At 56.9% G+C, this 25,580-nt stretch carries 25 protein-coding genes and 1 tRNA gene; 11 read left to right on the forward strand and 15 right to left on the reverse strand.

The window, feature by feature from the left end; genetic code table 11:
* Positions 1–11: 11 nt before the first annotated feature.
* The 3 genes from osmF to rirA all read right to left on the reverse strand — a co-directional run bounded on the left by osmF (position 12) and on the right by rirA (position 2,752).
* On the reverse strand, positions 12–923 hold the full coding sequence (osmF, locus tag AC1DCP_RS00655; RefSeq protein WP_013635286.1) for a glycine betaine ABC transporter substrate-binding protein OsmF: 912 nt from the start codon (positions 921–923) through the stop codon (positions 12–14).
* 141 nt (positions 924–1,064) lie between these two features.
* Positions 1,065–2,111 (reverse strand): AbrB family transcriptional regulator, encoded by a 1,047-nt coding sequence (locus AC1DCP_RS00660; RefSeq protein WP_003514529.1) that lies wholly within the window; start codon positions 2,109–2,111, stop codon positions 1,065–1,067.
* Positions 2,112–2,281: 170 nt separating this feature from the next.
* Positions 2,282–2,752 carry an iron-responsive transcriptional regulator RirA gene (rirA, locus tag AC1DCP_RS00665; protein ID WP_003514531.1) on the reverse strand — a complete coding sequence of 157 codons (471 nt, stop codon included), beginning with the start codon at positions 2,750–2,752 and terminating at the stop codon, positions 2,282–2,284.
* 173 nt (positions 2,753–2,925) lie between these two features.
* Between rirA and AC1DCP_RS00670 the strand changes: the two genes are divergently transcribed.
* The gene (locus tag AC1DCP_RS00670) at positions 2,926–3,975 is read left to right on the forward strand and encodes a Fe(3+) ABC transporter substrate-binding protein (protein ID WP_025592125.1); all 1,050 of its coding nucleotides are present in this window, start codon (positions 2,926–2,928) and stop codon (positions 3,973–3,975) included.
* Positions 3,976–4,053: 78 nt separating this feature from the next.
* Here the strand turns inward: AC1DCP_RS00670 and AC1DCP_RS00675 are convergent, their stop codons facing one another.
* Entirely contained in the window at positions 4,054–5,550 is a 1,497-nt protein-coding gene (locus AC1DCP_RS00675) for a CoA-acylating methylmalonate-semialdehyde dehydrogenase (protein WP_003514535.1), read from the reverse strand.
* 174 nt (positions 5,551–5,724) lie between these two features.
* On the opposite strand from AC1DCP_RS00675, the gene AC1DCP_RS00680 reads away from it, so the two are divergent.
* The 8 genes from AC1DCP_RS00680 to pncB all read left to right on the forward strand — a co-directional run bounded on the left by AC1DCP_RS00680 (position 5,725) and on the right by pncB (position 12,867).
* On the forward strand, positions 5,725–6,039 hold the full coding sequence (locus AC1DCP_RS00680; protein ID WP_065661492.1) for a putative quinol monooxygenase: 315 nt from the start codon (positions 5,725–5,727) through the stop codon (positions 6,037–6,039).
* Positions 6,036–6,917 carry a LysR family transcriptional regulator gene (locus AC1DCP_RS00685; protein ID WP_065688426.1) on the forward strand — a complete coding sequence of 294 codons (882 nt, stop codon included), beginning with the start codon at positions 6,036–6,038 and terminating at the stop codon, positions 6,915–6,917. The genes AC1DCP_RS00680 and AC1DCP_RS00685 overlap by 4 nt, the downstream gene beginning before the upstream one ends.
* 116 nt (positions 6,918–7,033) lie before the next feature.
* Complete coding sequence (locus tag AC1DCP_RS00690) at positions 7,034–7,954, forward strand: DMT family transporter (RefSeq protein WP_003514540.1); 921 nt, start codon at positions 7,034–7,036, stop codon at positions 7,952–7,954.
* 307 nt (positions 7,955–8,261) lie between these two features.
* Positions 8,262–9,368 carry a DUF475 domain-containing protein gene (locus AC1DCP_RS00695; RefSeq protein ID WP_065688425.1) on the forward strand — a complete coding sequence of 369 codons (1,107 nt, stop codon included), beginning with the start codon at positions 8,262–8,264 and terminating at the stop codon, positions 9,366–9,368.
* 368 nt (positions 9,369–9,736) lie between these two features.
* Complete coding sequence (locus AC1DCP_RS00700) at positions 9,737–10,081, forward strand: MarR family winged helix-turn-helix transcriptional regulator (protein WP_003514544.1); 345 nt, start codon at positions 9,737–9,739, stop codon at positions 10,079–10,081.
* 17 nt (positions 10,082–10,098) lie between these two features.
* Entirely contained in the window at positions 10,099–10,950 is an 852-nt protein-coding gene (locus AC1DCP_RS00705) for a C40 family peptidase (protein WP_013635290.1), read from the forward strand.
* A gap of 94 nt (positions 10,951–11,044) precedes the next feature.
* Positions 11,045–11,404, forward strand: coding sequence for a hypothetical protein (locus AC1DCP_RS00710; RefSeq protein WP_035251992.1), 360 nt, complete (start codon positions 11,045–11,047; stop codon positions 11,402–11,404).
* Between the two features lie 158 nt (positions 11,405–11,562).
* Positions 11,563–12,867 carry a nicotinate phosphoribosyltransferase gene (gene pncB, locus AC1DCP_RS00715; protein WP_003514549.1) on the forward strand — a complete coding sequence of 435 codons (1,305 nt, stop codon included), beginning with the start codon at positions 11,563–11,565 and terminating at the stop codon, positions 12,865–12,867.
* A 64-nt stretch (positions 12,868–12,931) separates the two neighbouring features.
* Here pncB and AC1DCP_RS00720 read toward each other — a convergent pair whose 3' ends face one another.
* Positions 12,932–14,326 (reverse strand): leucyl aminopeptidase family protein, encoded by a 1,395-nt coding sequence (locus AC1DCP_RS00720; RefSeq protein ID WP_097172735.1) that lies wholly within the window; start codon positions 14,324–14,326, stop codon positions 12,932–12,934.
* Positions 14,327–14,468: 142 nt separating this feature from the next.
* Between AC1DCP_RS00720 and AC1DCP_RS00725 the strand changes: the two genes are divergently transcribed.
* Positions 14,469–15,293: a tetratricopeptide repeat protein gene (locus tag AC1DCP_RS00725; RefSeq protein ID WP_065688424.1), complete on the forward strand. Its 825-nt coding sequence runs from the start codon at positions 14,469–14,471 to the stop codon at positions 15,291–15,293.
* Positions 15,294–15,392: 99 nt separating this feature from the next.
* Here the strand turns inward: AC1DCP_RS00725 and AC1DCP_RS00730 are convergent, their stop codons facing one another.
* From AC1DCP_RS00730 to AC1DCP_RS00770, 9 genes are all read right to left on the reverse strand, one after another.
* Positions 15,393–16,379, reverse strand: coding sequence for a type II secretion system F family protein (locus AC1DCP_RS00730; protein ID WP_013635294.1), 987 nt, complete (start codon positions 16,377–16,379; stop codon positions 15,393–15,395).
* Positions 16,380–16,389: 10 nt separating this feature from the next.
* Complete coding sequence (locus tag AC1DCP_RS00735; protein WP_013635295.1) at positions 16,390–17,394, reverse strand: type II secretion system F family protein; 1,005 nt, start codon at positions 17,392–17,394, stop codon at positions 16,390–16,392.
* A gap of 118 nt (positions 17,395–17,512) precedes the next feature.
* A complete protein-coding gene (locus tag AC1DCP_RS00740; protein WP_003514561.1) occupies positions 17,513–18,985 on the reverse strand; it encodes a TadA family conjugal transfer-associated ATPase in 1,473 nt (490 codons plus the stop codon).
* A gap of 33 nt (positions 18,986–19,018) precedes the next feature.
* Positions 19,019–20,305 carry a CpaE/TadZ family protein gene (locus AC1DCP_RS00745; RefSeq protein WP_065688423.1) on the reverse strand — a complete coding sequence of 429 codons (1,287 nt, stop codon included), beginning with the start codon at positions 20,303–20,305 and terminating at the stop codon, positions 19,019–19,021.
* Positions 20,306–20,339: 34 nt separating this feature from the next.
* Complete coding sequence (locus AC1DCP_RS00750) at positions 20,340–21,032, reverse strand: CpaD family pilus assembly protein (RefSeq protein WP_065688422.1); 693 nt, start codon at positions 21,030–21,032, stop codon at positions 20,340–20,342.
* Positions 21,033–21,088: 56 nt separating this feature from the next.
* Complete coding sequence (locus AC1DCP_RS00755) at positions 21,089–22,672, reverse strand: type II and III secretion system protein family protein (protein WP_065688421.1); 1,584 nt, start codon at positions 22,670–22,672, stop codon at positions 21,089–21,091.
* Positions 22,669–23,475, reverse strand: coding sequence for a Flp pilus assembly protein CpaB (gene cpaB / locus AC1DCP_RS00760; protein ID WP_065688420.1), 807 nt, complete (start codon positions 23,473–23,475; stop codon positions 22,669–22,671). The genes AC1DCP_RS00755 and cpaB overlap by 4 nt, the downstream gene beginning before the upstream one ends.
* A 125-nt stretch (positions 23,476–23,600) precedes the next feature.
* Positions 23,601–24,113 (reverse strand): A24 family peptidase, encoded by a 513-nt coding sequence (locus tag AC1DCP_RS00765; RefSeq protein ID WP_065688419.1) that lies wholly within the window; start codon positions 24,111–24,113, stop codon positions 23,601–23,603.
* 103 nt (positions 24,114–24,216) lie between these two features.
* Positions 24,217–24,405 (reverse strand): Flp family type IVb pilin, encoded by a 189-nt coding sequence (locus AC1DCP_RS00770; RefSeq protein WP_038489495.1) that lies wholly within the window; start codon positions 24,403–24,405, stop codon positions 24,217–24,219.
* A 445-nt stretch (positions 24,406–24,850) separates the two neighbouring features.
* Here AC1DCP_RS00770 and AC1DCP_RS00775 point away from each other — a divergent pair, with 445 nt between their 5' ends.
* Complete coding sequence (locus AC1DCP_RS00775; RefSeq protein ID WP_065688470.1) at positions 24,851–25,234, forward strand: pilus assembly protein N-terminal domain-containing protein; 384 nt, start codon at positions 24,851–24,853, stop codon at positions 25,232–25,234.
* 240 nt (positions 25,235–25,474) lie between these two features.
* Here the strand turns inward: AC1DCP_RS00775 and AC1DCP_RS00780 are convergent.
* Positions 25,475–25,561 (reverse strand) — tRNA-Leu (locus AC1DCP_RS00780).
* Positions 25,562–25,580 lie beyond the last annotated feature (19 nt).

Here is a 25,580-nt window from a genome sequence, read left to right on the forward strand (position 1 = left end):
TTCTATGGCAATTACTTGAGGAAACCGTTCTTCGTCAGGAAGTCGGTCGCAACTGCCTTGGCCTGTTCGCCCCCCACCTGCACGCGGGCGTTCAGCTCCTGCAAGGTTGCCAGATCCAGCTTTTCGAAAACGGGTTTCAGCAATGTCTCGATATTGGGGTTCTTTTTCAGAACTTCCTCGCGAATGATCGGCGCAGGCTGGTAAACGGGCTGCACATGCTTGTCGTCCTCAAGCACGACAAGACCGGACGGCGCTATGCCACCATCGGTGCCATAGACCATAGCCGCATTGGCATTGTTCGTCTGGTTTGCGGCGGCAGCGATAGTGGCAGCCGTGTCGCCACCGGAAAGCGTGATCAACTGATCCGGCTTCATGGTAAAGCCGTAGGTGGTCTGAAATGCCGGCAGGGCGGCTGCGGAATTGACGAATTCCGAGGAGGCGGCAAGAACCACCTCACCGCCACCGGCAATGTATTTGCCGAAATCCGAAAGCGTCTTCAGATTGTTCTTGTCGGCAACATCCTTGCGCAGCGCAATCGCCCAGGTGTTGTTTGCGGGCGATGGTGTCAGCCAGACGATCTTGTTGGCGTCATAGTCGAGTGTCTTGGCTTCCTGATAAGCCTTGGCGGCATCTTTCCAGAGCGGGTCGTCCGCCTTGGAGAAGAAGAAGGCGGCGTTGCCTGTGTATTCCGGATAAATGTCGATCTCGCCAGCAGTGATCGCTTTTCTGACGACCGGGGTAGCGCCGAGCTGGATGCGATCCGTCGTCTCGATATTGTTCTTGTTCAGCACGGCGAGGATGATGTTGCCGAGAACGCCACCCTCCGTGTCGATCTTAGACGACACCACCACCTGCGCCTGAGCGAAGGAAACAGAAAGGGCAAGCGCAAATCCGGCGCCTGTCAACATCATCAAGCGGTTCATGAATAGTCCTCCGGTGGGTCAGCCTGTCGAACACGCGAAAAATCGCCGCCGCAATTGCGGAGAAACATGAACGGCCAGAGGAACAAATGGTTGCAACGCCATTGGCGTTTTTTACCTGAATGGCGAGGGCGCTGGCCCGGCTTAGATTTCGCCGTCCCGCTTGCGTGCATCCTTGCCCATGACGAGCGGCATGAGAACCGACAGGAACAGGAGCCGTAAGACGTGATGTGACCCGACATAGGCGGTATCGGCATGCATCATCACGGCCATCGCCGCCATGGTTTCAAGACCGCCCGGCGAATAGGCGATCATCACCGCATTGAGCGGAACGCCTGTAATGTTGGAAATCATCCATGCGATACTTCCGGCGATCACCATCACGGCGATGGTGACGACGAAACCTGCCAGAAAGCCTTTTCGCACATCCATCAGCGACACATTCGAAAAGCGCGTGCCGATGAGACAGCCGATCAGCACATAGACCGGCAGGCTGAGCCAGCTCGGAACGCCGCCCTCGGTAAGGCCGGTAATATGGGTGCCGATGGAAACCGCGACGCCGCCCAGCAGCAGGGCTGCGGGAAATCTCCAGCGAAGGAACAGCCATCCCATCGCAAGCGACGCGCCAATGGTCAGGGCCAGTGTGAACAGGCCCATTGGTGGATTGGCGATGAGCGGTTCCGTGCTGACGAGATCGAAATATTCAACAATCAGCGGCACGGAAAGCGTCAGCGCCAGCACTCGCACGCTTTGCACGATGCTGACGGTCGCAAGGTCGCTTTTCGTCTCGGCGCCGAGGCTGATGATATAGCTGAGGTGCCCGGGCGAAGCGCCCAGCATTGCCGTCGTCCTGTCGTATCCGAAGCCGTAATGCAGGATCCAATAGGCGACATACAGCATGATGACGACTGCAACGAGCACGATGACGAAGCTCAGTGGCCATGTCTTCGCGGCATCGATCACCGACGGCGTTACGCTCGTTCCCATCGAAATGCCGACCACAACGAAACAGGCATTGCGGATGAAGGCGGGAATCCCAAGCTTCACGCCCGCCAGTCCCGTAATCGTCACGGCGAGCGCCGGACCGGACAGAAACGGCGCTGGAACGTTAAGGAGACTGGCAAGCAGCGCACCCATGCTGCCGACGAGCGCGGTAAGTGCAAATGTATGGAATTCAGGCTTGATGATCATTGCGACGCTGGCTGATTGCTTCAAAAAAGCTCGCGACCAAATGCGCCGCTTCGTCTCCTGGCGTCAACACGCTCGACCAAAAATATTGCATTTCCGAAGTATTCTATAAAAGAAAAGCCCGTGACCTGCGGACACGGGCTAGCGCAATTGTTGCTTGGGCAATGGGATGATCAGGCGGCCGGCAAGGCGGCGATCTTCGGCATTTCCGTGTCGATGCCGAGCAGGAAGTTGATCTGCGGCCGCGCCTTGACGAGATCGTCGATGGAATATTCCGCCAGCACATCGAAGAAGGCATTGAGCGCCTTGCGAAGCGCCGAGTTGAGGCCGCAGCTATCCACAAGCGGACATTCGACAGCACCGTCCTCGAAACATTCCGCCATGGCAAAACTGTCTTCGGTCACCTTCACCACGTCAAACAGGCTGATTTTCTCAGCGGGTTTGCCAAGACGCACGCCGCCGTTACGGCCGCGCACGGTTTCCACCAGACCGGCCTTGTTGAGCGGCTGCAGAATTTTGAAAAGGAACAGCTCAGATACGCCATAAGCCCTGGCGATCTCCGGAATGCGGCTCAACTTGCCTTCATTTGCGGCGCAATACATCAACATGCGAACGGCATAGTTGGTCTGTTTGGTCAAACGCATGCTGGTCTCCTAACTCTCAATGTGGAGTTATATAGTCTCTTTTTCAGTTTAGAACAATTCCAGAAACTGAAAAAACTGGCAGCCATCCGATATTTCTCGGACAGCCTTGTTGACCGCTTTGATGATTCATGAACAAACAAGTCAAGAATCTGAATGTAATGGAGGCATTCTTAATGGCAAGCTTGAAATCGTGTTTTTCCGCTGCCGTTTTTTCGGGTCTGACGATCCTCTCGGCCGCGCCCGCTGCTTTTGCGGACGGCGAGGTAAACGTCTATTCCTACCGGCAGCCCGAGTTGATCCAGCCGCTGCTCGATGCCTTCACGAAAGAAACGGGCATAGAGGCGAACGTTCTCTTCCTCGACAAGGGTCTGGTGGAGCGCATTCAGGCAGAAGGCGTCAATTCGCCGGCCGACGTGCTGTTGACGGTCGATATCGCCCGGCTTGTCGAGGCGAAAGAAGGCGGCGTTACACAGCCGGTGCTGAACGATCCCGTTATTGAAAAGGATATCCCGGCCAATCTGCGCGATCCGCAAGGCGAATGGTTCGGCCTGACGACGCGTGGCCGCGTGGTATATGCCTCAAAGGAGCGGGTCACCCAGAAAGACATCACCTATGAAGAGCTTGCCGATCCGAAATGGAAGGGCAAGATCTGCATTCGCGACGGCCAGCATTCCTACAATATCGCGCTGATCGCCTCGATGATCGCCCATCATGGCGTCGATTATACCCGAACATGGCTGACCGGCCTTAAGAACAATCTTGCCCGCAAGCCTGATGGAACAGACCGCAGCCAGGCCAAATCGATCTTTTCCGGCGAATGCGATATCGCGCTCGGCAATACCTATTATGTCGGCCTGATGCTGACCAACGACCGCGAGCCGGAGGAAAAGGTCTGGGCGGGATCGGTGCGGGTGATCTTTCCCAATGCGGGCGACCGCGGAACGCATGTGAATATTTCCGGCATGGCGCTGACGAAATACGCACCCAACAAGGACAATGCGCTGAAGCTGATGGAATTCCTGGCATCGCGCGAGGCGCAGGAAATCTATGCCAAGCAGGTCTTCGAATACCCGGTGCTGCCCGGCGCGGAGCCTTCCGATGTCGTGAAGGGCTTCGGCCCCATCAATCCGGACAAGCTGCCACTGACGGATATTGCCGCCCACCGCAAACAGGCATCCGAGCTGGTGGACGAAGTGGGTTTCAACGACGGCCCGACCAATTGACGCCGTTTACACGCCTGTGACCGGTTAGGATACCGGCGGGTCAATCGCCCGCCGGTTCATTGTTTAGAGACGCATTGCTTACTTCATCGTCGGCATGACGAATTCGGCACCCGATTTGATGCCGGACGGCCAGCGCGAGGTGATCGTCTTGGTCTTCGTCCAGAACTTGATCGAATCCGTTCCATGCTGGTTGAGATCACCGAAGCTCGAGGCCTTCCAGCCGCCGAAGGAGTGATAGGCGAGCGGAACAGGGATCGGAACGTTGATGCCGATCATGCCGATATTGATGCGGCTGGCGAAGTCACGCGCAGCATCGCCGTCACGGGTGTAGATCGCAACACCGTTGCCATATTCATGCTTCATCGGCAGTTCCAGCGCGTCTTCGTAGTTCTTGGCGCGAACGACGGAGAGAACAGGTCCGAAGATTTCCGTCTTGTAGATGTCCATGTCAGGGGTGACGTGGTCGAACAGGCAGCCACCGACGAAATAGCCGTCTTCATAACCCTGGAGCTTGAAGTCGCGGCCATCGACCAGCAGTTTCGCGCCCTGCTCGACACCGCTGTCGATCAGACCCTTGACGCGCGTCTGCGCTTCCTTGGTAACGAGCGGGCCCATATCCGCCTTGTCGTCGGTGTAGGGGCCGATCTTCAGTGCTTCGATCTGCGGGATGAGCTTTTCAACGAGACGGTTGGCCGTTTCTTCGCCAACCGGAACCGCAACCGACACGGCCATGCAGCGCTCGCCGGCCGAACCGTAACCGGCGCCCATCAGGGCGTTCACGGCCTGATCGAGATCGGCATCAGGCATGATGATCATGTGGTTCTTCGCGCCGCCGAAGCACTGTGCGCGCTTGCCGTTCATGGCGGCAGTACCGTAGACGTAGCGGGCAATCGGCGTCGAGCCGACGAAGGAAACCGCGCCGATATCCGGATCGGTCAGGATGGCGTCGACAGCGCCCTTGTCACCATTGACGACGTTGAGGATGCCAGCCGGAAGACCTGCCTCGATCATCAGTTCGGCAAGGCGGATCGGCAGGGACGGATCGCGCTCGGAAGGCTTGAGGATAAAGGCGTTGCCGCAGGCGATTGCCGGCGCAAACATCCACATTGGGATCATCCCCGGAAAGTTGAACGGCGTGATGCCCGCACCGATGCCGACCGGCTGGCGGATCGAATACATGTCGATGGCGGGACCTGCGCCCTCGGTGAACTCACCCTTCTGCAGATGCGGAATGCCGCAGACGAATTCGCAGACTTCGAGGCCGCGCACGATATCGCCCTTGGAATCTTCGACGGTCTTTCCGTGCTCGCTGGAGAGCAGCACCGCCAGCTCATTCATGTCGCGGTTCAGAAGTTCGACGAACTTGAAGAAAACGCGGGCGCGGCGCTGCGGGTTGGTGGCGGCCCACTTCGGCTGCGCCGCTTTTGCGCTTTCCACGGCAGCGCGCAACTCGGCGTCGCTGGCAAGCGCGACAGTCGCCTGCACTTCGCCGGTTGCCGGGTTGTAGACGTTAGATGTGCGGCCACTTGTGCCAGACACATGCTTGCCGTTGATGAAATGACCGATTTCCCTCATGGGGCTTTCCTCCGAGATTTTTTGATGGTTCAGCATTGCACTTGAATTTGTACAAATCAATGAACTCAGATAAGAAACCGTTGTGCGTAAATTGAAGCAAGGCGAGCATTTTGAGGGTGGCGGCGGATTTCCGACACCCACACGTTCGCCGGTCAACAGAAGGTCAGAAGCTTGATGAGCGATGAACCAGTCGTGCGGATGGCTGAAATCCAAATCGATCCAACCCAGCTGGATGCCTATCGCAGACTGCTTGCAGAAGAGATCGAAGCCTCGGTCAGCCTGGAAATTGGTGTGCTTGCATTAAATGCGGTGGCAATTAAAGGCAGCCCGGAAAAGATTCGCATCCTCGAAGTCTACGCGGACCGGGCGGCATATGAAGCGCATCTGCAAACGCCGCATTTTCTGAAATACAAAGAGGGTGTGGCAGGAATGGTGACGTCGCTGACCTTGCTTGACGTCGAACCCATAATGCTGCGCAGCAAACCATGAATTGGGATGACGTCCGCATCTTCCTCGCCGTTGCCCGCTCCGGGCAGATCCTTGCCGCATCGAAACGGCTCGGCCTCAACCACGCAACGCTTTCGCGACGATTGACGTCGCTGGAGCAGGCACTGAAGACCCAATTATTTATCCGCCGGACGAACGGTTGCGAACTGACCGAAGACGGTCAGCTGTTTTTGGGCGCCGCCGAGCGCATGGAAACCGAAATGCTGAATGCGCAGGCAAATCTCGGTCGTGTCGATACGGCAGTGGCGGGAACGGTGCGCATCGGCGCGCCCGATGGTCTCGGGGTTTCTTTTCTTGCGCCACGGCTTGGCCGGCTGACCGCGCGTTATCCCGACCTGAAAATCCAGCTCGTGCCGGTGCCGCGCTCCTTTTCCCTGTCGCAGCGCGAGGCCGATATCGCCATCACCATAGAGCGGCCGGAACAGGGTAGGCTGATGTTTTCCAAGCTCACCGACTATTCGCTGGGGCTTTACGCATCGAAGTCCTATCTCTCCGAATATGGAACGCCGGCGGATGTGGAAACACTCAAGCGCCATCGGCGCATCGGCTACGTCGAGGATCTGATCTTCTCGCCTTCTCTGAACTATACCGGCGAGATTATGCGTGACTGGGACGCCGCCTTTGAAATATCCAGCGCCACCGGTCAGACCGAGGCGGTGCGCTCGGGCGCCGGTATCGGCATCCTGCACAATTACATTGCCGGACAATATCCCGAACTTCTGCGGATCATGCCGCATATGAGCATAAGTCGGTCCTATTGGACGGCCTATCACGAATCCGCCCGTCAGTTGGTCCGCGTGCGCACGGTGGTCGATTTTCTCCAGGAACTCGTTGCCGAAGAGAAGCGCATGTTCGCGTGACATCGAAATTGCCAATTTATTAGTACTATTAATACGCGACTCCTCCCGCTTCGGGCTTGACAAACGAGGGCTGGCTGAACGACCAATGCAGCCATTGGGAGAGAACGGAACCTGACATGCCGAATATATTACGAAAGCTTTCGCCGACTGGCCTCGGCGTGGCCGTCATGCTGCTTGGAATGCTGCTTTTCGCGTTGAACGACGCTATGGGAAAATGGCTGGTTTCGACCTACAGCCAGGGGCAGGTGATCCTCATCCGCAGCGTCGCTGCCCTTGTCATTCTGGTTCCGATCGTGTGGAAAGGCGGTCTTTCCGGCCTCATGAAAATCGAGCGACCGTCTCTCCAGGTGGCGCGCGTATTCTTCTCCACCGCCGAGCTTTTCTGTTTCTATTTCGCAGTCGCTGCTCTGCCGCTGGCAGACGTGATGACCTATTGGCTCGCCGCCCCCATTTATGTTGCGGCTCTATCGCCGTTTCTCCTGGGAGAAAAGGTCGGCTGGCGTCGCTGGACGGCCATCGCCATTGGTTTCGTCGGTGTTCTCATTGCCTTGCAGCCAAGCTCGGCAAGCCTCACCTCGGCCGCACTGTTTTCCATTCTCGGCAGCGCCGCCTTCGCCTTCATGATGTTGTCCGGACGCCAGCTACGCAACACGCCCGATACGGTGCTCGCTTTCTGGCAGATCATCGGTGCGGGGCTTGCGGGCCTCGTTGCGGTGTTCGTCACGCCGTCTGGCTGGTTGCCGGTCCAGTCCGGTTTCGATCTCGCTTTCCTCGGCCTGCTCGGGGTGGTCGCCATGGCAGCGCATGTGCTGGTCAACCGCGCTCTGAAGCTCGCGGACGCCGCGACCGTCGCGCCGCTGCAATACACATTGCTGCTCTGGGCGGTGGTCTTTGGCTGGCTGTTCTTTGGTGATGTGCCGCAGACCAGTATCGTTGTCGGTGCGGGCCTGATCGTTCTTTCCGGCCTTTATATTTTCTTCCGTGAAAATACGCTCAAACGCGGTCGCGAAAAGGTGGATATACTGGCTGCGGACTAGACATTTCCTCTGTTTACCCGTGATGTTGCCGCCGAAATCGTCACGGGACTTGACGAAGAGGTGATCTTCGAGGAGTAAGAGAAGGTCCTGCGATCATATGTCTCGCAAGGGCAGAGGAAACAAAGGTGCCGGGCCCCTCTGGCGAGAGTTTTACGGCGCTCTCGTGATGTCGGTACCGCCTGCAAAAATTGGCCGGCGGATTAAAAACTATGAAAAACCTGAATGTGCTTCGCGCGCGTGCTTTCTGCGTGCGGCCCGACGTCCTGCGTCGTTCCGCAATCGCTCTCGTTACCGGAGGTAACCGGACATGAGCGCTGCCCAGAAAACCACACTTTCCTACTTCAAGTGGGCTTTTATCGTCACCATCGTCGGTCTGATCCTTGGCGGCTATCTCGGCTGGGAAATGACCGGAACTGTCAGTGGAACAGCGACGATATTCTTCATTTGTGCGGTGCTTGCCGTGCTGGAAATTTCGCTTTCCTTCGACAACGCCATCGTCAATGCCAACAAGCTGAAAGAGATGACGCCAGTCTGGCAGCATCGCTTCCTGACCTGGGGTATTCTGATTGCCGTTTTCGGCATGCGTATCGTCTTCCCGCTACTGATCGTGGTCGTTGCCGCCAATGTCGGCCCCTGGACGGCGCTCGTCATGGCGGCCACGCAGCCGGAACGTTATGCAGAAATCATGCGTGACGCCCATCTGCCGATCGCTGCTTTCGGCGGTACCTTCCTGATGATGGTCGGTCTCAACTTCTTCTTCGACCATGAAAAGGACGTGCACTGGGTGCGCTGGATCGAGGAAAAGGCTGCGGTCTATTCCTCCGTCAAGGGTATCGAGATCGCCGTCGTGCTGGTCGTCATGCTGGCCTTCTCTCGTATCATCGGCGCCAGCGACAATCCGGAGCTTGGTCCGGTTGCGGCCAACACCTTTTTCCATGCGGCAATCTGGGGTCTTTTGACCTTCCTGCTGGTGGAAGTCGTCGGCGGTATTCTCGATCGTAGCCAGGAAGTGCTCGAAGGCGCTGCAAAAGGCGGCTTCGGTGCGTTTCTCTATCTCGAAGTGCTCGATGCAAGCTTCTCCTTCGATGGCGTCATCGGTGCTTTTGCGCTGACGCAGAACCTGTTCATCATCGCCATCGGCCTCGGCATCGGCGCCATGTACGTGCGCTCGATGACGATCATGCTGGTGGAAAAGGGAACGCTTGCCGAATACCGCTATCTGGAACACGGCGCTTTCTACGCGATCCTCATCCTGTCCGTCATCATGTACGTGCAGACGATGTTCCACATTCCGGAGGTCATTACCGGCCTTGGTGGCGCGACCCTGATCGGCATTTCGCTCTGGTCGTCGATCCGACATAACCGGCGGCACAATGCAGATGCGACCGATGCCGCACGTGGTGCGGAAATCTGATCCATCCCGATCCCAGCCTTCCGCTGTTACGGCGGAAGGCAGTTTTTAAGCACTGAATTGCTGATTGCCTGTTTTTGTTGCTATTTTCGCCTTGCGGAAAATTTGAACATAACATCGGAATTATACCCCAAGCACCTGTTTTTACTCGTATTTGTGCACTGCAGTAAAACTGGCACGCTTCCTGCATCTCATCTTGCAAGTCCAGAGGGGACATTAAAGGCCCGACAAACGGGTTTAAACAACACCGCCGCGCCGCGCGATCTTTTATGGTCTGTGAAGGCGCGGCGGTTCTGTTTGTGCGGTATGCTTCTTGAGTTTTCCGCTCCGTTGAATGAAAACGGTGGGATAACGACTGGAAGGTTACCGGTTTGCCTGCAGAACTTTCGCCTACGGAGGCCTTGGGGCTTTGGCATCGCGTATCTGCTGCGCAGGTCACGGCCGATGCGCCGGATTTGACCTTGCGCCAGACTACAATCCTGCTGCAGATATACCTCGTGCCGCCGCCACATACAGTCCGGGGCCTCGCCGCCTTGCTGGGCGTGACCAAACCGGTCATCACCCGCGCACTCGACAGTCTGGGGGCGCTCGGGCTGGTTGACAGGGTGCGGGACGAACGGGACAAGCGCAATGTCGTGATAAAACGCACCGTGGCAGGTGCGCTCTATCTGGAAAAATTCGGCGATCTGATTATTGATCAGGCACGCAAGATCTAACCTCTGGATGTGAAACCATGATGCTCGACCGCCGCCTGAATGTCTTCCGCTCCGATCTGGCCGATGAGAAACTGCAAGGCGTGGTTCAGGCCGAGCGTTTCGTCAGCGGTTCGCCCGCCCAGATCGCGGTGCCGGTTATTGGCCTGCGGCCAACGCCTGACCTTGCCGCCGGCATCGATACGGAGCTGCTGTTTGGTGAAACCGTGCGCATTTTCGACCGGGCGAATGGCTGGGCCTGGGTGCAGGCGGATGCTGACGGTTATGCCGGTTACGTGCCGGAGACGGCAATCGGCGATGTCGTTGCCGTTACCCACCAGGTGGTTGCGCCACGCACCTTCCTCTATCCTTCCGCCGAATTGCGCAAACCGCCGGTCGCAGCCATTTCCATGGGCAGCATGGTCCGGATCGTTGGTGAGGCCGAGACACGCGGCACCCGCTATCTGCTGACCGAAAAAGGCGAAGGCATAATCGCTGCCCATTGCCGACCAGTCGATGCCGCTCTCGAAGAGGACTATGTTGCGGTGGCCTTGCGCTTTATCGAGACACCTTATCTCTGGGGCGGCCGCTCCGGCTTCGGCATCGATTGCTCGGGCCTCGTGCAATTGTCTATGGCGATGACGGGCCGACGGGTTCTGCGCGATACAGACATGCAGGTGAAATCGCTCGGCGTGGAAATAGAACGCGATGAATTGCGCCGCGGCGATCTGGTTTTCTGGAAGGGCCATGTCGGGCTCATGGAAAACGAAGAGACGCTGCTGCATGCCAATGGCCACACGATGAATGTTGCACGCGAAAATCTCAATGAGGCCATCGAGCGCATCGGCTGGCTTTACGAAAAGCCGACGGCTTTCCGGCGTCTGGAAGGCTGAGGCGGCGGCTTCACGAAATTGTGCCTGCCTCGCCCTTTGTGCGACTACAGCCGAAAGCCTACATCGGTTGAATGATGGTACGGGACCGGCATCGATGAACACAAAAATGGCAACACGATTGGCAGCGATCCTGGCAGCGGTTTTAATGAGCGCTTCCGCGCAGGCGCAGACCGTTTTTCAGAATGGTTTTGCTCCGGCTCCAGATGCCTATGCGAACCTGCCGGGTGTCAAGGACCCGCGAACGCTACAGCCCAAGGTGCGTTACAATTGCCATAGCGAACTTGGTGTAACTGGATATGCCCGCGGCCCATACCGGGATGTTTTCGGTAGCCGCGGTCTGCCGGTTCAGGGCTATCGCTGCACTGATGAGAACGGCATCTCCAGCTTCGGTGGCAGAAATCCTATCTCCAAGGACTGGTATCCCGGCATCAATCCAGTCGACCCGACCTTCTGAAGTAATATGACTTAAAGCGGCGTTTGCGCCGCCCGCACTCTGGACTTGTTGTTGCTTTTTCAGATAAATCTTTGACATGACAGGTTGATAATACCTGCCGAGGTGCGGGGTGACGTCGGCCCTGCCGATGTTCTGGGCCGATGCTGGGGAATGCAAGCATGACGAAGACCGATATAGCAACCCGTGTCCACAATCACACCTGGAAACTCGATCCGATCGTCCGCAGCCTGATCGATACGGATTTCTACAAGCTGCTGATGTTGCAGATGATCTGGAAACTCTATCCGGAAGTCGACGCGACGTTTTCGCTCATCAACCGCACGAAGACGGTGCGGTTGGCGGAAGAGATCGACGAGATGGAACTGCGCGAGCAGCTCGATCACGCGCGTACCCTGCGCCTCTCCAAGAAGGAGAACATCTGGCTTGCGGGTAACACCTTCTACGGCCGCTCGCAAATCTTCGAGCCGGAATTCCTCTCCTGGCTTTCGAGCTACCAGCTGCCGGAATACGAGCTTTTCAAGCGAGACGGGCAATATGAGCTGAATTTCCACGGCCGCTGGATGGATACGACACTCTGGGAAATCCCGGCGCTGGCGATCATCAATGAGCTACGCTCGCGCAGCGCAATGCGCTCGCTTGGTTATTTCACGCTGGATGTTCTCTACGCCCGCGCAAAGGCCAAGATGTGGGAAAAGGTCGAACGGTTGCGGGAACTGCCGGGCCTGCGTATTTCCGATTTCGGCACCCGCCGCCGCCACAGTTTTCTGTGGCAGCGCTGGTGCGTCGAGGCGCTGAAGGAAGGCATTGGCCCTGCCTTCACCGGCACGAGCAACGTCCTTCTCGCCATGGATTCCGACCTTGAGGCGGTCGGCACCAATGCGCATGAATTGCCGATGGTGGTTGCGGCGCTGGCGCAGACCAACGAGGAATTGGCCGCAGCACCCTATCAGGTTCTGAAGGACTGGAACCGGCTTTACGGCGGCAACCTGCTGATCGTGCTGCCCGATGCTTTTGGCACGGCGGCCTTTCTGCGCAACGCGCCGGAATGGGTGGCGGACTGGACGGGCTTCCGTCCCGACAGCGCGCCGCCGATCGAAGGCGGGGAAAAGATCATCGAGTGGTGGCAGAAGATGGGCCGTGACCCCCGCAAGAAGATGCTGATTTTCTCAGATGGGCTCGATGTCGATGCCATCGTCGATACATACAGGCATTTCGAAGGTCGGGTGCGCATGAGCTTCGGCTGGGGCACCAATCTGACCAATGATTTCGCCGGTTGCGCGCCGAAGACCATCGCCAGCCTGAAGCCGATTTCCATTGTCTGCAAGGTCAGCGACGCCAATGGTCGGCCAGCCGTGAAACTCTCCGATAATCCGCAAAAAGCGACAGGCGAACGATCCGAGGTGGAGCGTTATCTGAAGTTCTTCGGTGAGGAAGATCTCAAGGAACAGAAGGTTCTGGTTTGAGTAAGGCCGGGCGCTCCGCTTAACGAAGCGCCCGTGGGCCGGTCAAATCAACCGCGGTACCGATTTACTTCGCAAACTGGTGTGTGATGTAATGGAAGAGTGCTCTGATCCCTTGAGCCTCGCCGCCGATCGATGAATGGTGCCTTTCGCTCAAGGACCAGCCGTAAATATCGAAATGTGCCCATTTTTTCGTATTGGTGACGAAACGCTTCAGGAACAAAGCGGCGGTGATCGATCCTGCCATGCCGCCTGATGGCGCGTTGGTGATATCGGCCGCGCGTGAGCGGATATCCTTGTCGTACCCCATGTAGAGCGGCATGCGCCAAAGGGGATCGTCGGTATCGATGCTGGCTTCCGCTATATCGTGGGCCAGATCGTCGTCATCGGTATAGAAGGGCGGCAGATCCGGGCCGAGAGCAACGCGGGCGGCACCCGTGAGCGTTGCCATGTCAATCATCAGGTCCGGCGCATCCTCGTCTGCATAGGCCAGCGCATCGGCCAGAACGAGACGGCCTTCCGCATCCGTATTGTCGATCTGTACCGTCAGGCCCTTGCGGCTCCTGTAGATGTCACCGGGACGGAAGGCGTTGGCGGAAATGGAGTTTTCGACGGCGGGCACGAGGACGCGAAGATTGATCGGCAGTTTCGCGTCCATGATCATCAGCGCGAGACCGAGAACATTGGCCGCACCACCCATGTCCTTCTTCATCAGCGCCATGGAGGCGGCTGGCTTGATATCGAGACCACCAGTATCGAAGCAGACACCCTTGCCAACGAGGGTCAGGCGGGGATTTCCCTTCTTGCCCCAGTTCATTTCCAGAAGGCGCGGTGCGCTTTCGCTGGCGCGGCCGACGGCGTGGATGAGCGGGAAGTTTTCCTTCAGCAGATCGTCGCCGGTAATGACGCCCACCTTTGCCTTGTAGTGTGCGGCAAGGCTGCGGAAGGCGATCTCAAGCTCGTCCGGTCCCATATCGTTGGCCGGAACATTGATGAGATCGCGGGCGAGGAAGACGCCGGCCAGAACGCGCTTGATTTCGCCATCTTCGGCATCCTGCGGAATGAGAAGCTTTGCCCCGCTGGTTTTGGTTGTCTTGTATTTGTCGAAGCGGTAGCTGCCGAGGCCGAAACCGAGAGCCAGCCGATTGGCCGTCAATGGCGCGGTTTCAATATGCCACTCGCCTTCGGGCAGCTCGCGGGCCAGTTTTCCGGTTATGAACGGGATTTCGGAGGGATTGCCGCCAAGGCCGAGAAGAACGCCACCCAGCGAACCATCGGAAGAGGGAACAAGCAATACGGCGCCTGCTTCGGCCTTGAAACCCGCTTTTTTCGCCCAGTCCAGAGCAACAGGATCGATGGCACCCTGTTCGATATGGGCTGGCGTCACGGCGAAAACCGGCAGGGTGCTGCCAGCCTTGGAGCTGAAAGGTGTCGGGCGTTCGATGAACTGATAGGGCGCCATGGTCTGCTTTCGTAACTGTCGAGAATCGGTGCGATTAACGCTCTGTTAGGGTTAACAGATTATTGCTTAAGCGAAAGTTGCGTCATGTGAGTCTGTCGTATGTCGGGCGCAAGATCGATAATTCTTGGGCTGGAGCACTGCCATGACTGCTTTTTCTTTGAGCGAGACAGGTCGGACAGGCTTACTGCGGGGAGCATGTCTCGCAGCGCTGGTTTTCGCCGTTTCCGGATGCGCGAGCACCAACAAGCCGGATCGCATGTCCACCGGCTCCATTCCTGCGACCACACGCTCCTATGACCACATGAACATGGACCAGCTCCGGCAGGCGGAAGAGACGGCCGGCAAGGCCTATGAACGCAACCCCAAGGACAGGTCAGTCGGCATGAATTATGCCAACGTGCTGATGATGACCGGCAAGAACACGCAGGCGCTCGCGGTCATGCAGCAGATCGCCATCGCCAATCCGGCCGACCGCGAGGTGCTTGCCGCCTATGGCAAGGCGCAGGCAGCATCAGGCCAGCTCGAACAGGCCCTTTCAACCATCCAGAGAGCACAGACGCCTGATCGTCCAGACTGGCGGCTGTATTCTGCCGAAGGTGCCGTGCTCGACCAGCTTGGCAGGTCGAACGAGGCCCGCACCAAATACAGGCAGGCACTCGATCTCAAACCGAACGATCCAAGCGTGCTCTCGAACCTTGGCATGTCCTATGTCCTGTCGAGCGATCCCCGTACCGCCGAGACATATCTGCAATCGGCCATCGCCCAGCCGGGCGCCGACAGCCGCGTTCGCCAAAACCTCGCGCTCGTGGTGGGTCTTCAGGGACGGTTTGCCGAGGCTGAGCGCATCGCGGTTCAGGAACTTTCGCCACAGCAGGCACAGGCAAATCTCGGTTATCTGCGTGCAATGCTGTCGCAGCAGAATTCCTGGCAGCAACTGGCGAAGAAGGACAACAAGCCAGCAGGCTGATGCGGGTTCAGGCACGTCCATCAACACCAGATCGCAGATAATATTCAAAGCTCCGCCTCATCACTCGCTACCGCCTACAGTGCGGTCGCGTTTAGCGTGTCAGAACGTATCGGCGACGCGAATGCCGGCTGGTCCGAGAATGACTGCGATGAGCACCGGCAGGAAAAATATGATCATCGGCACGGTCAGCTTTGGCGGCAGGGCGGCGGCCTTCTTTTCGGCTTCGTTCATCCGCTCGTCGCGGCCTTCCTGGGCCAGAACGCGCAACGCCTGAGCCAATGGCGTGCCGTATCGTTCCGCCTGGATAAGCGCTTGCACCACGCTTTTGACGCCGTCTAGCTGCGTGCGCATGCCAAAATTCTCAAGTGCGATGCGCCGGTCCTGAAGGAAGGAAAGCTCCGCTGTCGTCAGCATCATTTCCTCCGCCAGTTCGGGCGACTGCTCACCCATTTCTTCCGCAACACGACGCATGGCGGCCTCCATGGACACACCGGATTCGATGCAGATCAGCATCAGATCCAGCGCATCCGGCCAAGCGCGCCTGATCGAGGCCTGCCGCTTGTTCATAGCGTTCGAAACATAAATATTGGGTGCGTAAAAACCCAGATAGCCGAATATGAGCACTGCCATCAGCCGGACGACGAAAGCCTTATCGGCGAGGTTTCCGAGAACGAAAACCCAGGTAAAGGCCAGGGCCAGAAAAACGAATGGCAGCACGAACCGGGCGGCAAGAAATGTGTTGAGCGCATTCTGTGAACGAAAACCCGCAGCGCGCAGCTTGTTCATCGTGTTCTTGTCGGCAAGCGCTTCCTGAAGGTTGAATTTTTCGACGATGCGGCGCGCCGATTTATTATTATTGCCACGCAGGGAGGCCTTGCCGTCCCTAGTGGCGGCGGCCAGGCGCTCACGCTCGCGGCTGCGAATGAGATCGCGCTCCGATGACACGGCTTTCATGCGCTTGGCGAAGTCTTTTCGCTCAAAGAGCGGCATGATGAGCGTATAGAGGGTTGCGAAAACCGCAAGGGTGACGAGAATGGCAATGATCGTTTGCGGGTCCGTCAGGCTGGAAAAGAGGCTTCCTGTCATGGTCGTGCCCTCATATGTCGAAATTGATCATTTGGCGCATGATGAAAATCCCGATCAGCATCCACAATCCCGACACCCCCAGAATGATGTGCCCACGCATGTCGGTGAAGAGCACCGACAGATAGTCGGGCGAGGTGAAATGCACCAGCAGCATGACGATGAAAGGCAGCGCGCCAATAATAACTGCAGAGGCCTTCGCCTCCATCGATAACGCGTTGACTTTGGCACGCATTTTCCTGCGTTCACGCAGAACTTTCGAAAGGTTGGAAAGAGCCTCCGAAAGGTTGCCGCCCGCCTGCGCCTGAATGTTGATGACGGTGCTGAAGAAGCTAACTTCGAAAAGCGGCACGGTCAGCATCATGCGCTCGATCCCCTGCGGAATGCCGATGCCGACCTGCTGCGCATCGACGACGCGCTGGAACTCCGTCTTCACCGGTTCCTGTCCGTCCGACGCGATCAGTCGCACGGCGTCGTTGAGCGGCAATCCGGATTTGATCGACCGGCACATGACATCCAGCGCATTTGGGAATTCCTCGAGGAATTTTTTCTGCCGGCGCTTGAGTATAAATCCCAATACCCATCTCGGCAGTCCCAAGGCCACGACGGCTCCTATGAGCAGAGCGATAAGCAACGACAGGCCATAAAGAAGCGCAATGACGACGGAGAAAGCAGCCGCGCCTGCGCTCAGAAGGTGGAACTGCCGGACAGAAAGTTGCAGTCCCGCCTGAACCAGCTTTTCGCGCAAACCGACATTCTTTGCTTTCTTTGCCTTTTCGCTTTGTTTCTTTTCCATTTCCCGCAGGCTGTCCTGCATGGACTTGCGGCGTTTGCCAAGTTCCTGGACCCGGTCCCGCGCGGCCTTGATGTTTGCGTGATCCGTTTCGGCGGCCTTGACCCGCTTGACGCGACTGGTGGTCTTTTTCTCGACCTCGATCTGCTGGAAGAGGAAGGCATAAGCAAGCGCCCCTGCCGAAATAGCGACAAGTGCGGCCAGTAACAGGATTGTGGGGTCCATGGCAGTCGCCTTCCTTAGAGCATTTCCAGTAAAATTGCGTAGTGGTTTTCCGTCCGGAAAATGCGTAGAAACAAAGAGTTAGAGCACGTCAGACGATTCCGTTTAAACAAGACTTGCTCTAGGATGTCTTTTCCATCTCGTCGAGCGCGGTGGCCAGGCGTTTTTCCTCGCCATAGTAGCGCGCGCGATCCCAGAAATGAGGTTTGCTGATGCCCGTGGAGACATGCTTGCCGATCAGCTTGCCATGCGCGTCTTCGCCGTCAATTTCGTATCGCATCAGATCCTGGGTCACGATGACGTCGCCTTCCATGCCGATCACTTCGGTGATCTGCGTTATCCGGCGCGAGCCGTCGCGAAGGCGCTGGGCCTGAATGACGATATCGATAGAGCCCGAGATGATTTCGCGTACCGTCTTTGCCGGCAGGGTAAACCCGCCCATGGCGATCATCGATTCGATACGGCTGAGGCATTCCCGCGGCGTATTGGCGTGGAGCGTTCCCATCGATCCGTCATGGCCGGTGTTCATCGCCTGAAGAAGGTCGAAAACCTCCGGTCCACGCACTTCGCCGACGATGATACGTTCAGGCCGCATACGAAGGCAGTTCTTGATCAGATCACGCATGGTGATCTCGCCTTCACCTTCGATATTCGGCGGGCGCGTTTCCAGCCTCACCACATGCGGTTGCTGCAGTTGCAGTTCGGCGGTGTCCTCACAGGTGATGACGCGTTCATCCTTGTCGATGAAGCTCGTCAGGCAATTGAGAAGCGTGGTCTTGCCCGAGCCGGTACCACCAGAGATGACGACATTGCAGCGGACGCGGCCGATGATCTTGAGCAGGGTCGCGCCTTCAGGCGTGATCGCGCCGAAACGCACCAGCTGGTCTAGCGTGAGCTTGTCCTTCTTGAATTTTCGGATCGTAAGCGCCGGACCATCGATGGCGAGCGGTGGTGCGATGACGTTGACACGCGATCCATCGGGTAAGCGGGCGTCGCATATCGGGCTCGATTCGTCCACGCGTCGGCCGACCTGGCTGACGATGCGCTGGCAGATGGAAAGCAATTGACCATTGTCACGGAACCGTATGTCGGATTCGATGGTCTTGCCGCCGACTTCGATGAAGGTCTGGCCGGAACCGTTGACCATGATATCGGCAATATCATCGCGTGCGAGAAGCGGCTCCAGCGGCCCATAACCAAGAACGTCGTTGCAAATGTCTTCGAGCAGCTCTTCCTGCTCGGCGATGGACATGGCGAAATTCTTGATCGTTATGATATCGTTGACGATATCACGGATTTCCTCGCGTGCGCTCTCCGCGTCGAGCTTGGCGAGCTGCGAAAGGTCGATCGTATCGATGAGCGCGGAAAAGACCTGGCCTTTGGTATTGTAATAATCTTCCGTGCGGGCACGCTTTTTCTGCGGCGATTGCATGGGAGATTGTGCCTGCCGCGTTGCAGGCGATTGGCCGGGCTCCAAAGTGTCGATCGCCAGAGATCGCGGCTCAGGTGTTGCCTTCACCTGCTGTATGGCAGGCGCGACAAAATCTGGCTTTATGGTTCTGGCTGGGCCTTCTGGCCCGCGTTTTCCGAACATCGGCGTTTCCGTCTAAAGGCCCAGAAAGGGAGCCTATTTGCGCTTGAGAATATTCTTGAGCTTGTCCAGACCGCCGCGCTTGTTTTTGCGCAGAATGGTACGGCCTGTAATGGTATGGGCAATTTGCGAGAACGTTTCCGCGATCTGGGATTTTTCGTCCATCTCGCTGATCATGCGACCGCTGTTGGCGGCATTTCCGAACAGCTGGGCGTCGAACGGAATGATGGCGACCGGCTCGATTTCCAGTGGGTCGAGAAAATCCGCAGGGGCGATCTCCGGGCGTTTCGGCATGCCGACCTGATTGAGAACGAGATGCGGTAACTTGTCGTTGGGTCTCAGTTTTATCAGCGCGTCGAACAGGTTCTTCGTATTGCGCAGGTTTGCGAGATCCGGAACCGCCGTAATGACCACCTCGTCGGCTTCCGCAAGCACCGCCCGCGTCCAGTCACACCATTGATGGGGAAGGTCTAGAACGGCGACGGGCGCACTGCGCTGCAGGACCTCAAGAATCGGCAGAAACGCCTGACGATCGAAATCATAGGTCCTGTCGAGGAGAGAGGGTGCGGCCAAAAGTGAGAGGTGGTCGGAACATTTCGTCAGCAGACGGTCGAGGAACACCTCGTCCAGCCGCTCCGGCGAAAACACCGCTTCCGCCATGCCCTGAGCGGGATCCTGATCGAAATCGATGTTGGCCGTGCCATAGGCAAGATCCATATCCGCCAGAATGGTTTCGGTGGAGAAGAGGGTGGAGATGCCGAAGGCGCAATTATGCGCGATCGTCGACGAGCCCACCCCGCCTTTGGCGCCGATAAATGCTATGTTGCGACCGAGCGGCTCCGCTTCCGGATCAACGAAGATCGTCGCGATCGAGGCCAATAGATCGGCCATGTTGATCGGTGCGACGAGATATTCGGAAATGCCGTTACGGATGAGATCGCGATAAAGCGTTATGTCGTTGTGCCGGCCAACGATGATGACACGGGTGGTGGGGTCGCAGACCTCCGCCAGAGGAGCGAGATCATCCAGCAGAGAAGACGGTGAGCTTGCTGTTTCGAGAACGATGAGGTTGGGCGTTGGTGAGGCGGAAAACATCGTCGCCGCCGCGTTGATGTCGCCCTTGGTTACCCGCAGGGTGACCTTGCTCATCCGCCTGTCACTGGACAAGGCATCCATCACGCGCTGCATGTTTTCGCTGACGCAGAAGGCATGGACGGATATGCGGGGCAGGGGCCGCAGGCGATCCATATCCGAGGCACGCGGCGCCGGCTGTTCGGCTTCCGCGTCGCCGCTTGACTTGATATCGTATTCTACAGCGCTCATTGTCTTTCCTGCCCTGACAATTGTTGGAACCGCGTCAATTTGGCGTCGCCGTGTTTTTGCCGCTGCGATAGGCGTCAATCACCACCGCTCGGCGCTCCGCGTCGATCGGACTCATGCCACGCGGGCCAACCAGATCCATGGGGTTGGCAACCTGTGCCGCGAGATTGCTCTGGGAGGCACATCCGAAATTGTACCAGTTCTTGTTGGCAAAGGTATTGTCGGAAAGGTCTTCGGGCCATTGGCCGCATTGCCCGGTCATGGCGGTAACGGCCACATAACTCAGTCGAATGGGGGCGGCGTCGCCATTCGGGGATGCAGCGTAACGTGTTTCCATGATCTTGCCAGAAGGCACACCAGCGCCGGAAAGCGCGGAGCGGATTTGTCTCGCCATTTTTAAAGCCGCTGCCGAGTTGGCTGATCCCGATGGCATCTGGATATTGACGATACCGGTCGACATCGAGGCGTAATTCTGGGCGAAACCACGGACATTATCCGCCATTGCCGTGGTCAGCCGGCTATCGCCTGCTGATACCGGAATATCCAGCGAATGCTCGGCTTCCGACAGGGTGATCGGATGGCGCGTGCGGTAGTCGTCAGGAATGGCGTTGGTCGTCATCGGGTCGCGTGCGCAACCCTGCAACAGGCCGGCGGCAAGCGCGACCATGGCGACGAGACCTGCCCGTCTGCCCGGCAGGCTTGAGGAAAAGGAAGAAGGGTTTTCCTGCATGACGTTTCCTGCCCGGACCGGGCTTGCTCTGAGGGCGAGATTTCGTGCGTGTGTCATCATTTGTAGATGAACCCCACTGATCCCTGATAGGGAGCCGCCTGAACCTGGTCCTTGCGGCCATAGACCTTGTTGACACGGTTCATGAAATACATGGCGGCATCGTTTTCCGGGTTGAAGTTGTCATCCGGCCGGGCGATCTGGTTGCGCGCAACGGGACGTACCAGATAGGGCGTTGCTATGATGACAAGCTCCGTCTCGTTGCGGATGAAATCCTTGCTGCGGAAAAGCGTGCCGAAGATCGGGACTTTGGAAATGCCGGGAAGTCCTGACATGGCCTGGCGAATATTGTCCTGGACCAGACCTGCGATCACAATCGAGCCGCCGGACGGAAGTTCGACTGTTGTCGATGTCTCGCGTTTGCGGATCGACATGTAGGTAGAACCTGGGATGGTGCGGCCCGCATTTCCGGTTACAACGTTGCCTTCATATGTCGGCTCGGAAACATTGGTCTCGATTTTAAGGCTGATCCGTCCCGGTGAAAGCACGACGGGCCTGAAGTTCAACGTGATGCCGTAGTCGACCGTGTTGGTGGTACGCGTTATGGTTGGCTGGCCCGTTTCCTTGTCGATGGTAACTTCCTGCTCTGCAGGCAGACGGAAATCGCCCCCCACGTAGAACTTGGCCTGTTCGCCGGAGATGGCGGTAAGACTCGGTTCGGCCAGAGTGCGCACGACACCCGCCTGTTCCATGGCGTTGAGATAGGAAGCAAAGTTGAGCGAGCCGGAGCCAATCGCGCCACTGGCTATTCGCGACGCACCGCTAATTGCATTTCCGAGATTGGACGGATTTGAAAATTCGAAACCGTTATTGCTTGTCGAGCTGCTGATGGAACCATTGAAGCCAAGCTGTTTCAGCACCTGCCGGCTAACTTCAGCAACGGTGACTTTCAGCGTCACCTGATCTTCGCCCTCAATCGTCAGCATATTGACGATCTGCGATGTCTGGCGGTTTTCGGCAAATATCGCCGCGTCACCGCCATTGTTACCGCCCGTCAGCGATATGTTGCGGGTGGTGGCTTCGCCGCCTTTCAGAAATGCTTCGGCAAGCTGGACGGCGCGTGCAGAATCCTGCGGCGTGCGCACTGATCCAGTGAGAACGATGTTGTCCGAAACGATCTCTACCTTGATGTCCGATTCGGGAATGAAACGGCGGATATTGGCTTCAAGCCCGGAGATATCGCGCTCGACCTCAAGATCAAGACTGACGATTTCGCGCCCGCCATCTCCGAAAATGAAGATATTGGTCTGGCCCACCGTTTTTCCGAACAGATAGATGCGCTTGGACGTACGGGTTACGGCATCGGCAAGGCTCGGATCGGCGACGAGAATATCATGGGCATCCTCCGGCAGATCGATGACCAGTGCCTTGTTGAGACCGAGCTTCAGGCGCTTGCGAATGCCAGTACCGCTCTCGGTGATCCGCACGATGCTCGCGCTTTGAGCCTCGGCTTCGCTGATACGCAAAAACGCGGGTGAGTGCTGACCCGGAATACCTGAAAAAGCCAGGCAAAATGCAAGGCTGCCCGCCATTGAGGAATGCAGGTGTTGTTTAATGCGCTTTGCCATGGAACCCCCGGTCATTGCGATGCTCCCTGTCCGGCTTTGACGATCGAACCGGATTTGATCACCTGAATCTCCGGCTGCCCGGAGCCGCCGTTGAGAAGGTAACCTGCTGAAAACGTGTCGTTTTCCTGCGCATCGGCGACTGAGCGCAAAGCAAGCGTAAGGCGATCCGCCATCTGTTGCGCCACGGTGATGATTTTGGCCTGTTCGGGTGTGAGTTCGAGCGTTGCGGTTGCACCCACGACGGCTGAGGTGCCGTCCTCGCCTTCCTTGATCTGCTGGTCGATCGCCAGAACACGGACATTGTTCAAAACATTTTCAGTTAAAAAATGACCTGAATCGCCCTTGCGGACCATGATGACATCGACTCGGTCATTCGGCAGCACGAAACCGCCAGCACCTGTCGAGACGGAAATTTCCGTGGCGACGGCGCGCTTGCCGGCCGGCAAAAGCGAGGACATGATGCGGGTGCTGGAATCGACCACTTTTTCAGGCCGTACCGGCTCGCCCTGAAACAAAGGCAGCCGCACGACAGCGCCGGATAGTTCGGTTATGGCGTTCGGGTTTTTCGCTTCCGTTATGAAGCTGTCGATGACGTTACCAGTGGGCCAGGGCGTCCAGTGTACCGAACTATCGTTCAGGCGGCTGCCGACGGGTAGGTTGACCGAGGAAACTAGAACGTTAACCGTCGGTTCCTTCTCTATGATCGTTTCCGCTTTTTCGATGACCTGCTTCGCGCCGGAAATCTGCATGGCAACGATGCCGGCAAGACCGGCGGCGACCAGGGCAACGGACAGAATGACGATACGCGACGGTTTCATGCTCGATCCTTGAGGGAATCAGATTCTTCTCCCGTCAGGATGGCCGGTCATTGGTATAATTATGGTTAATATTATGCTTGGATTTCTGGTTAACAGGCCTTTAACCTGCAGCGAACGCAGATTTCTCAGGAAAGACTTGCGATGGCGGCTTTTACAAGCGGTGTTTCGCCATAGGTCAAAAGCCCGGCAATAGCGATGCCTATGCCATAGGGGATTTTCTTCGCAACCAGCAGGGAATCCGGAATGGGAATGCCGGCCGCCATGATTTCCTGCGAGCGCGATCGCAGAAGCAGGATTCCAAGCGTTAGAACACCGCCGATGAAGGTGACCGCAAGTAGAAACTCTATTAGGGAGGCATTGAAACCGTACCAGACTGCGGCAGCTGTGAGAAGTTTGGCATCCCCACCGCCCATGACATTGGCAGCGAAGAGCGCAAAACAGGCAAAAAAAACGGCTGCGGCGGCTGCAATGCTCATTGCGAAGGTTTGCCACTCCATACCCGTAAAGGGCGCAACCACAATGAAGGAAAGCAGCAATATAAGCGGTATTCTGTTGGGTATGGTCATGCTGAAGAGATCGTTCAGCGCAGCAAAAGCGAGACATAGAGGCAAAGTCAGAAAAATTGCTGCTACGACCATTGGATCAATTCCACATATGAATGGCAACCAATACGGGTGGATCCCAAAAAATACCAAGATGGCCGCCCGTTTTCGGGGCGGCCATCCAAAAGGTCTGTAGTTATCACAGACCCGATGCGGTGGAAGCTGCCGTCATCTTCGTGCCAATGTTTGTGAACAGTGTACCGATTTTGCTGCCAACGGTTGTAGCGCCGCCAACGATAGCGACAGAAATAAGCGCAGCAATCAGGCCGTATTCAATTGCCGTGGCGCCGGACTCATCTTTCAGGAAACGAGCGAAAATCTTGGTCATGGGTCTCTCCTAACTCTTGTGTTGTGTTCAGCACGCCGACAACTGTTTTCCGTTGTTCGGTTGCGTTCAAATTACAGGTGAGCGATTTCCAAGCGCTTAAAGAAGAGGATTAATCCAAAGTAAACGACAGGATGAGTTTCTCTTGGTAAACAAAACAAAAAAGTATTGTCTCTATTTTTATAGTTGCTGATAAACAAATATATTCCAGAGACTGTCAGTTTCTTATTTCCGGCAAAGTGTCCTTCCGGTGAGACATAGATGTTCAGTTTTGGTGCGGGACAGCGAGAGCCTCGAAAATGTTGCCATGTCAGGCATGGTTACCGTTCACATTAGGGGCCTCTATCATTTAACGCTTCATTCACTAAAAACACGCATTCTGCTGCACAGTAAGTGCGGGTAGTGAGCAGGGGCGAAACGCGTGTCATCCGGAAAACTGGCGAAAATCGTGGTCGGCTTGTCCGTCATCCTATCGGGTTCGTTACAGCCCATTTTTGCTCAGGAAGACATATTGCGCGTTTCGATGAACCACGCCCGTGTCCTTCGCCTCGACCGCCCCGTAAGCAAGGTTATTGTCGGCAACTCGAAAGTCGCCGATGCGACGGTGGCCGATGCCACCACGATTGTGCTGACCGGGCGCAGTTTCGGCACGACGAATCTTGTTCTTCTCGATGCCGAGGGCAATCCAATCGTCGATGAGCGCATTCTCGTCTCCATCGATGAAGGCAATACGGTTCGCGTTTTTCGACAAACGGAACGGACCGTGCTTTCCTGTACGCCGAATTGCGAACAGCATTCGCAAAACAGTGGCGACAAAGACGCCCAGCCTTAAGCGAACTGCAACCCAATATCAGGTCTGAATATATCGGAATTCCGCGCGCGGGAATGGCTGGCATTTTGTCAAAGTGACAAAGGCTTAGTGCTCGTCCTGGGCAGTATTTTTATGGGAAAAATCGGGGTTGATCGCCAGCAAAACGAAAAATCGCAACATGTTCCCCTGCGTTTTGCAGGAGGACTGAATGTTGCTGTTTTTTCGTCTAAGTGTTTGATCTGGCTAAGATCAAAAATGGAATGGTGCCCAGAAGAGGACTCGAACCTCCACACCCTTGCGAGTACCAGCACCTGAAGCTGGCGCGTCTACCAATTCCGCCATCTGGGCGACGGAGAGCGATGTACGA

It is taken from the genome of Agrobacterium sp. 10T429, assembly GCF_056393925.1.

Coding starts and splice junctions, on each gene's coding strand:
- osmF (WP_013635286.1), bottom strand. CDS start 923: ATGAACCGCTTGATGATGTTGACAGGCGCCGGATTTGCGCTTGCCCTT.
- AC1DCP_RS00660 (WP_003514529.1), bottom strand. CDS start 2,111: ATGATCATCAAGCCTGAATTCCATACATTTGCACTTACCGCGCTCGTC.
- rirA (WP_003514531.1), bottom strand. CDS start 2,752: ATGCGTTTGACCAAACAGACCAACTATGCCGTTCGCATGTTGATGTAT.
- AC1DCP_RS00670 (WP_025592125.1), top strand. CDS start 2,926: ATGGCAAGCTTGAAATCGTGTTTTTCCGCTGCCGTTTTTTCGGGTCTG.
- AC1DCP_RS00675 (WP_003514535.1), bottom strand. CDS start 5,550: ATGAGGGAAATCGGTCATTTCATCAACGGCAAGCATGTGTCTGGCACA.
- AC1DCP_RS00680 (WP_065661492.1), top strand. CDS start 5,725: ATGAGCGATGAACCAGTCGTGCGGATGGCTGAAATCCAAATCGATCCA.
- AC1DCP_RS00685 (WP_065688426.1), top strand. CDS start 6,036: ATGAATTGGGATGACGTCCGCATCTTCCTCGCCGTTGCCCGCTCCGGG.
- AC1DCP_RS00690 (WP_003514540.1), top strand. CDS start 7,034: ATGCCGAATATATTACGAAAGCTTTCGCCGACTGGCCTCGGCGTGGCC.
- AC1DCP_RS00695 (WP_065688425.1), top strand. CDS start 8,262: ATGAGCGCTGCCCAGAAAACCACACTTTCCTACTTCAAGTGGGCTTTT.
- AC1DCP_RS00705 (WP_013635290.1), top strand. CDS start 10,099: ATGATGCTCGACCGCCGCCTGAATGTCTTCCGCTCCGATCTGGCCGAT.
- AC1DCP_RS00710 (WP_035251992.1), top strand. CDS start 11,045: ATGAACACAAAAATGGCAACACGATTGGCAGCGATCCTGGCAGCGGTT.
- pncB (WP_003514549.1), top strand. CDS start 11,563: ATGACGAAGACCGATATAGCAACCCGTGTCCACAATCACACCTGGAAA.
- AC1DCP_RS00720 (WP_097172735.1), bottom strand. CDS start 14,326: ATGGCGCCCTATCAGTTCATCGAACGCCCGACACCTTTCAGCTCCAAG.
- AC1DCP_RS00725 (WP_065688424.1), top strand. CDS start 14,469: ATGACTGCTTTTTCTTTGAGCGAGACAGGTCGGACAGGCTTACTGCGG.
- AC1DCP_RS00730 (WP_013635294.1), bottom strand. CDS start 16,379: ATGACAGGAAGCCTCTTTTCCAGCCTGACGGACCCGCAAACGATCATT.
- AC1DCP_RS00735 (WP_013635295.1), bottom strand. CDS start 17,394: ATGGACCCCACAATCCTGTTACTGGCCGCACTTGTCGCTATTTCGGCA.
- AC1DCP_RS00740 (WP_003514561.1), bottom strand. CDS start 18,985: ATGTTCGGAAAACGCGGGCCAGAAGGCCCAGCCAGAACCATAAAGCCA.
- AC1DCP_RS00745 (WP_065688423.1), bottom strand. CDS start 20,305: ATGAGCGCTGTAGAATACGATATCAAGTCAAGCGGCGACGCGGAAGCC.
- AC1DCP_RS00750 (WP_065688422.1), bottom strand. CDS start 21,032: ATGCAGGAAAACCCTTCTTCCTTTTCCTCAAGCCTGCCGGGCAGACGG.
- AC1DCP_RS00755 (WP_065688421.1), bottom strand. CDS start 22,672: ATGACCGGGGGTTCCATGGCAAAGCGCATTAAACAACACCTGCATTCC.
- cpaB (WP_065688420.1), bottom strand. CDS start 23,475: ATGAAACCGTCGCGTATCGTCATTCTGTCCGTTGCCCTGGTCGCCGCC.
- AC1DCP_RS00765 (WP_065688419.1), bottom strand. CDS start 24,113: ATGGTCGTAGCAGCAATTTTTCTGACTTTGCCTCTATGTCTCGCTTTT.
- AC1DCP_RS00770 (WP_038489495.1), bottom strand. CDS start 24,405: ATGACCAAGATTTTCGCTCGTTTCCTGAAAGATGAGTCCGGCGCCACG.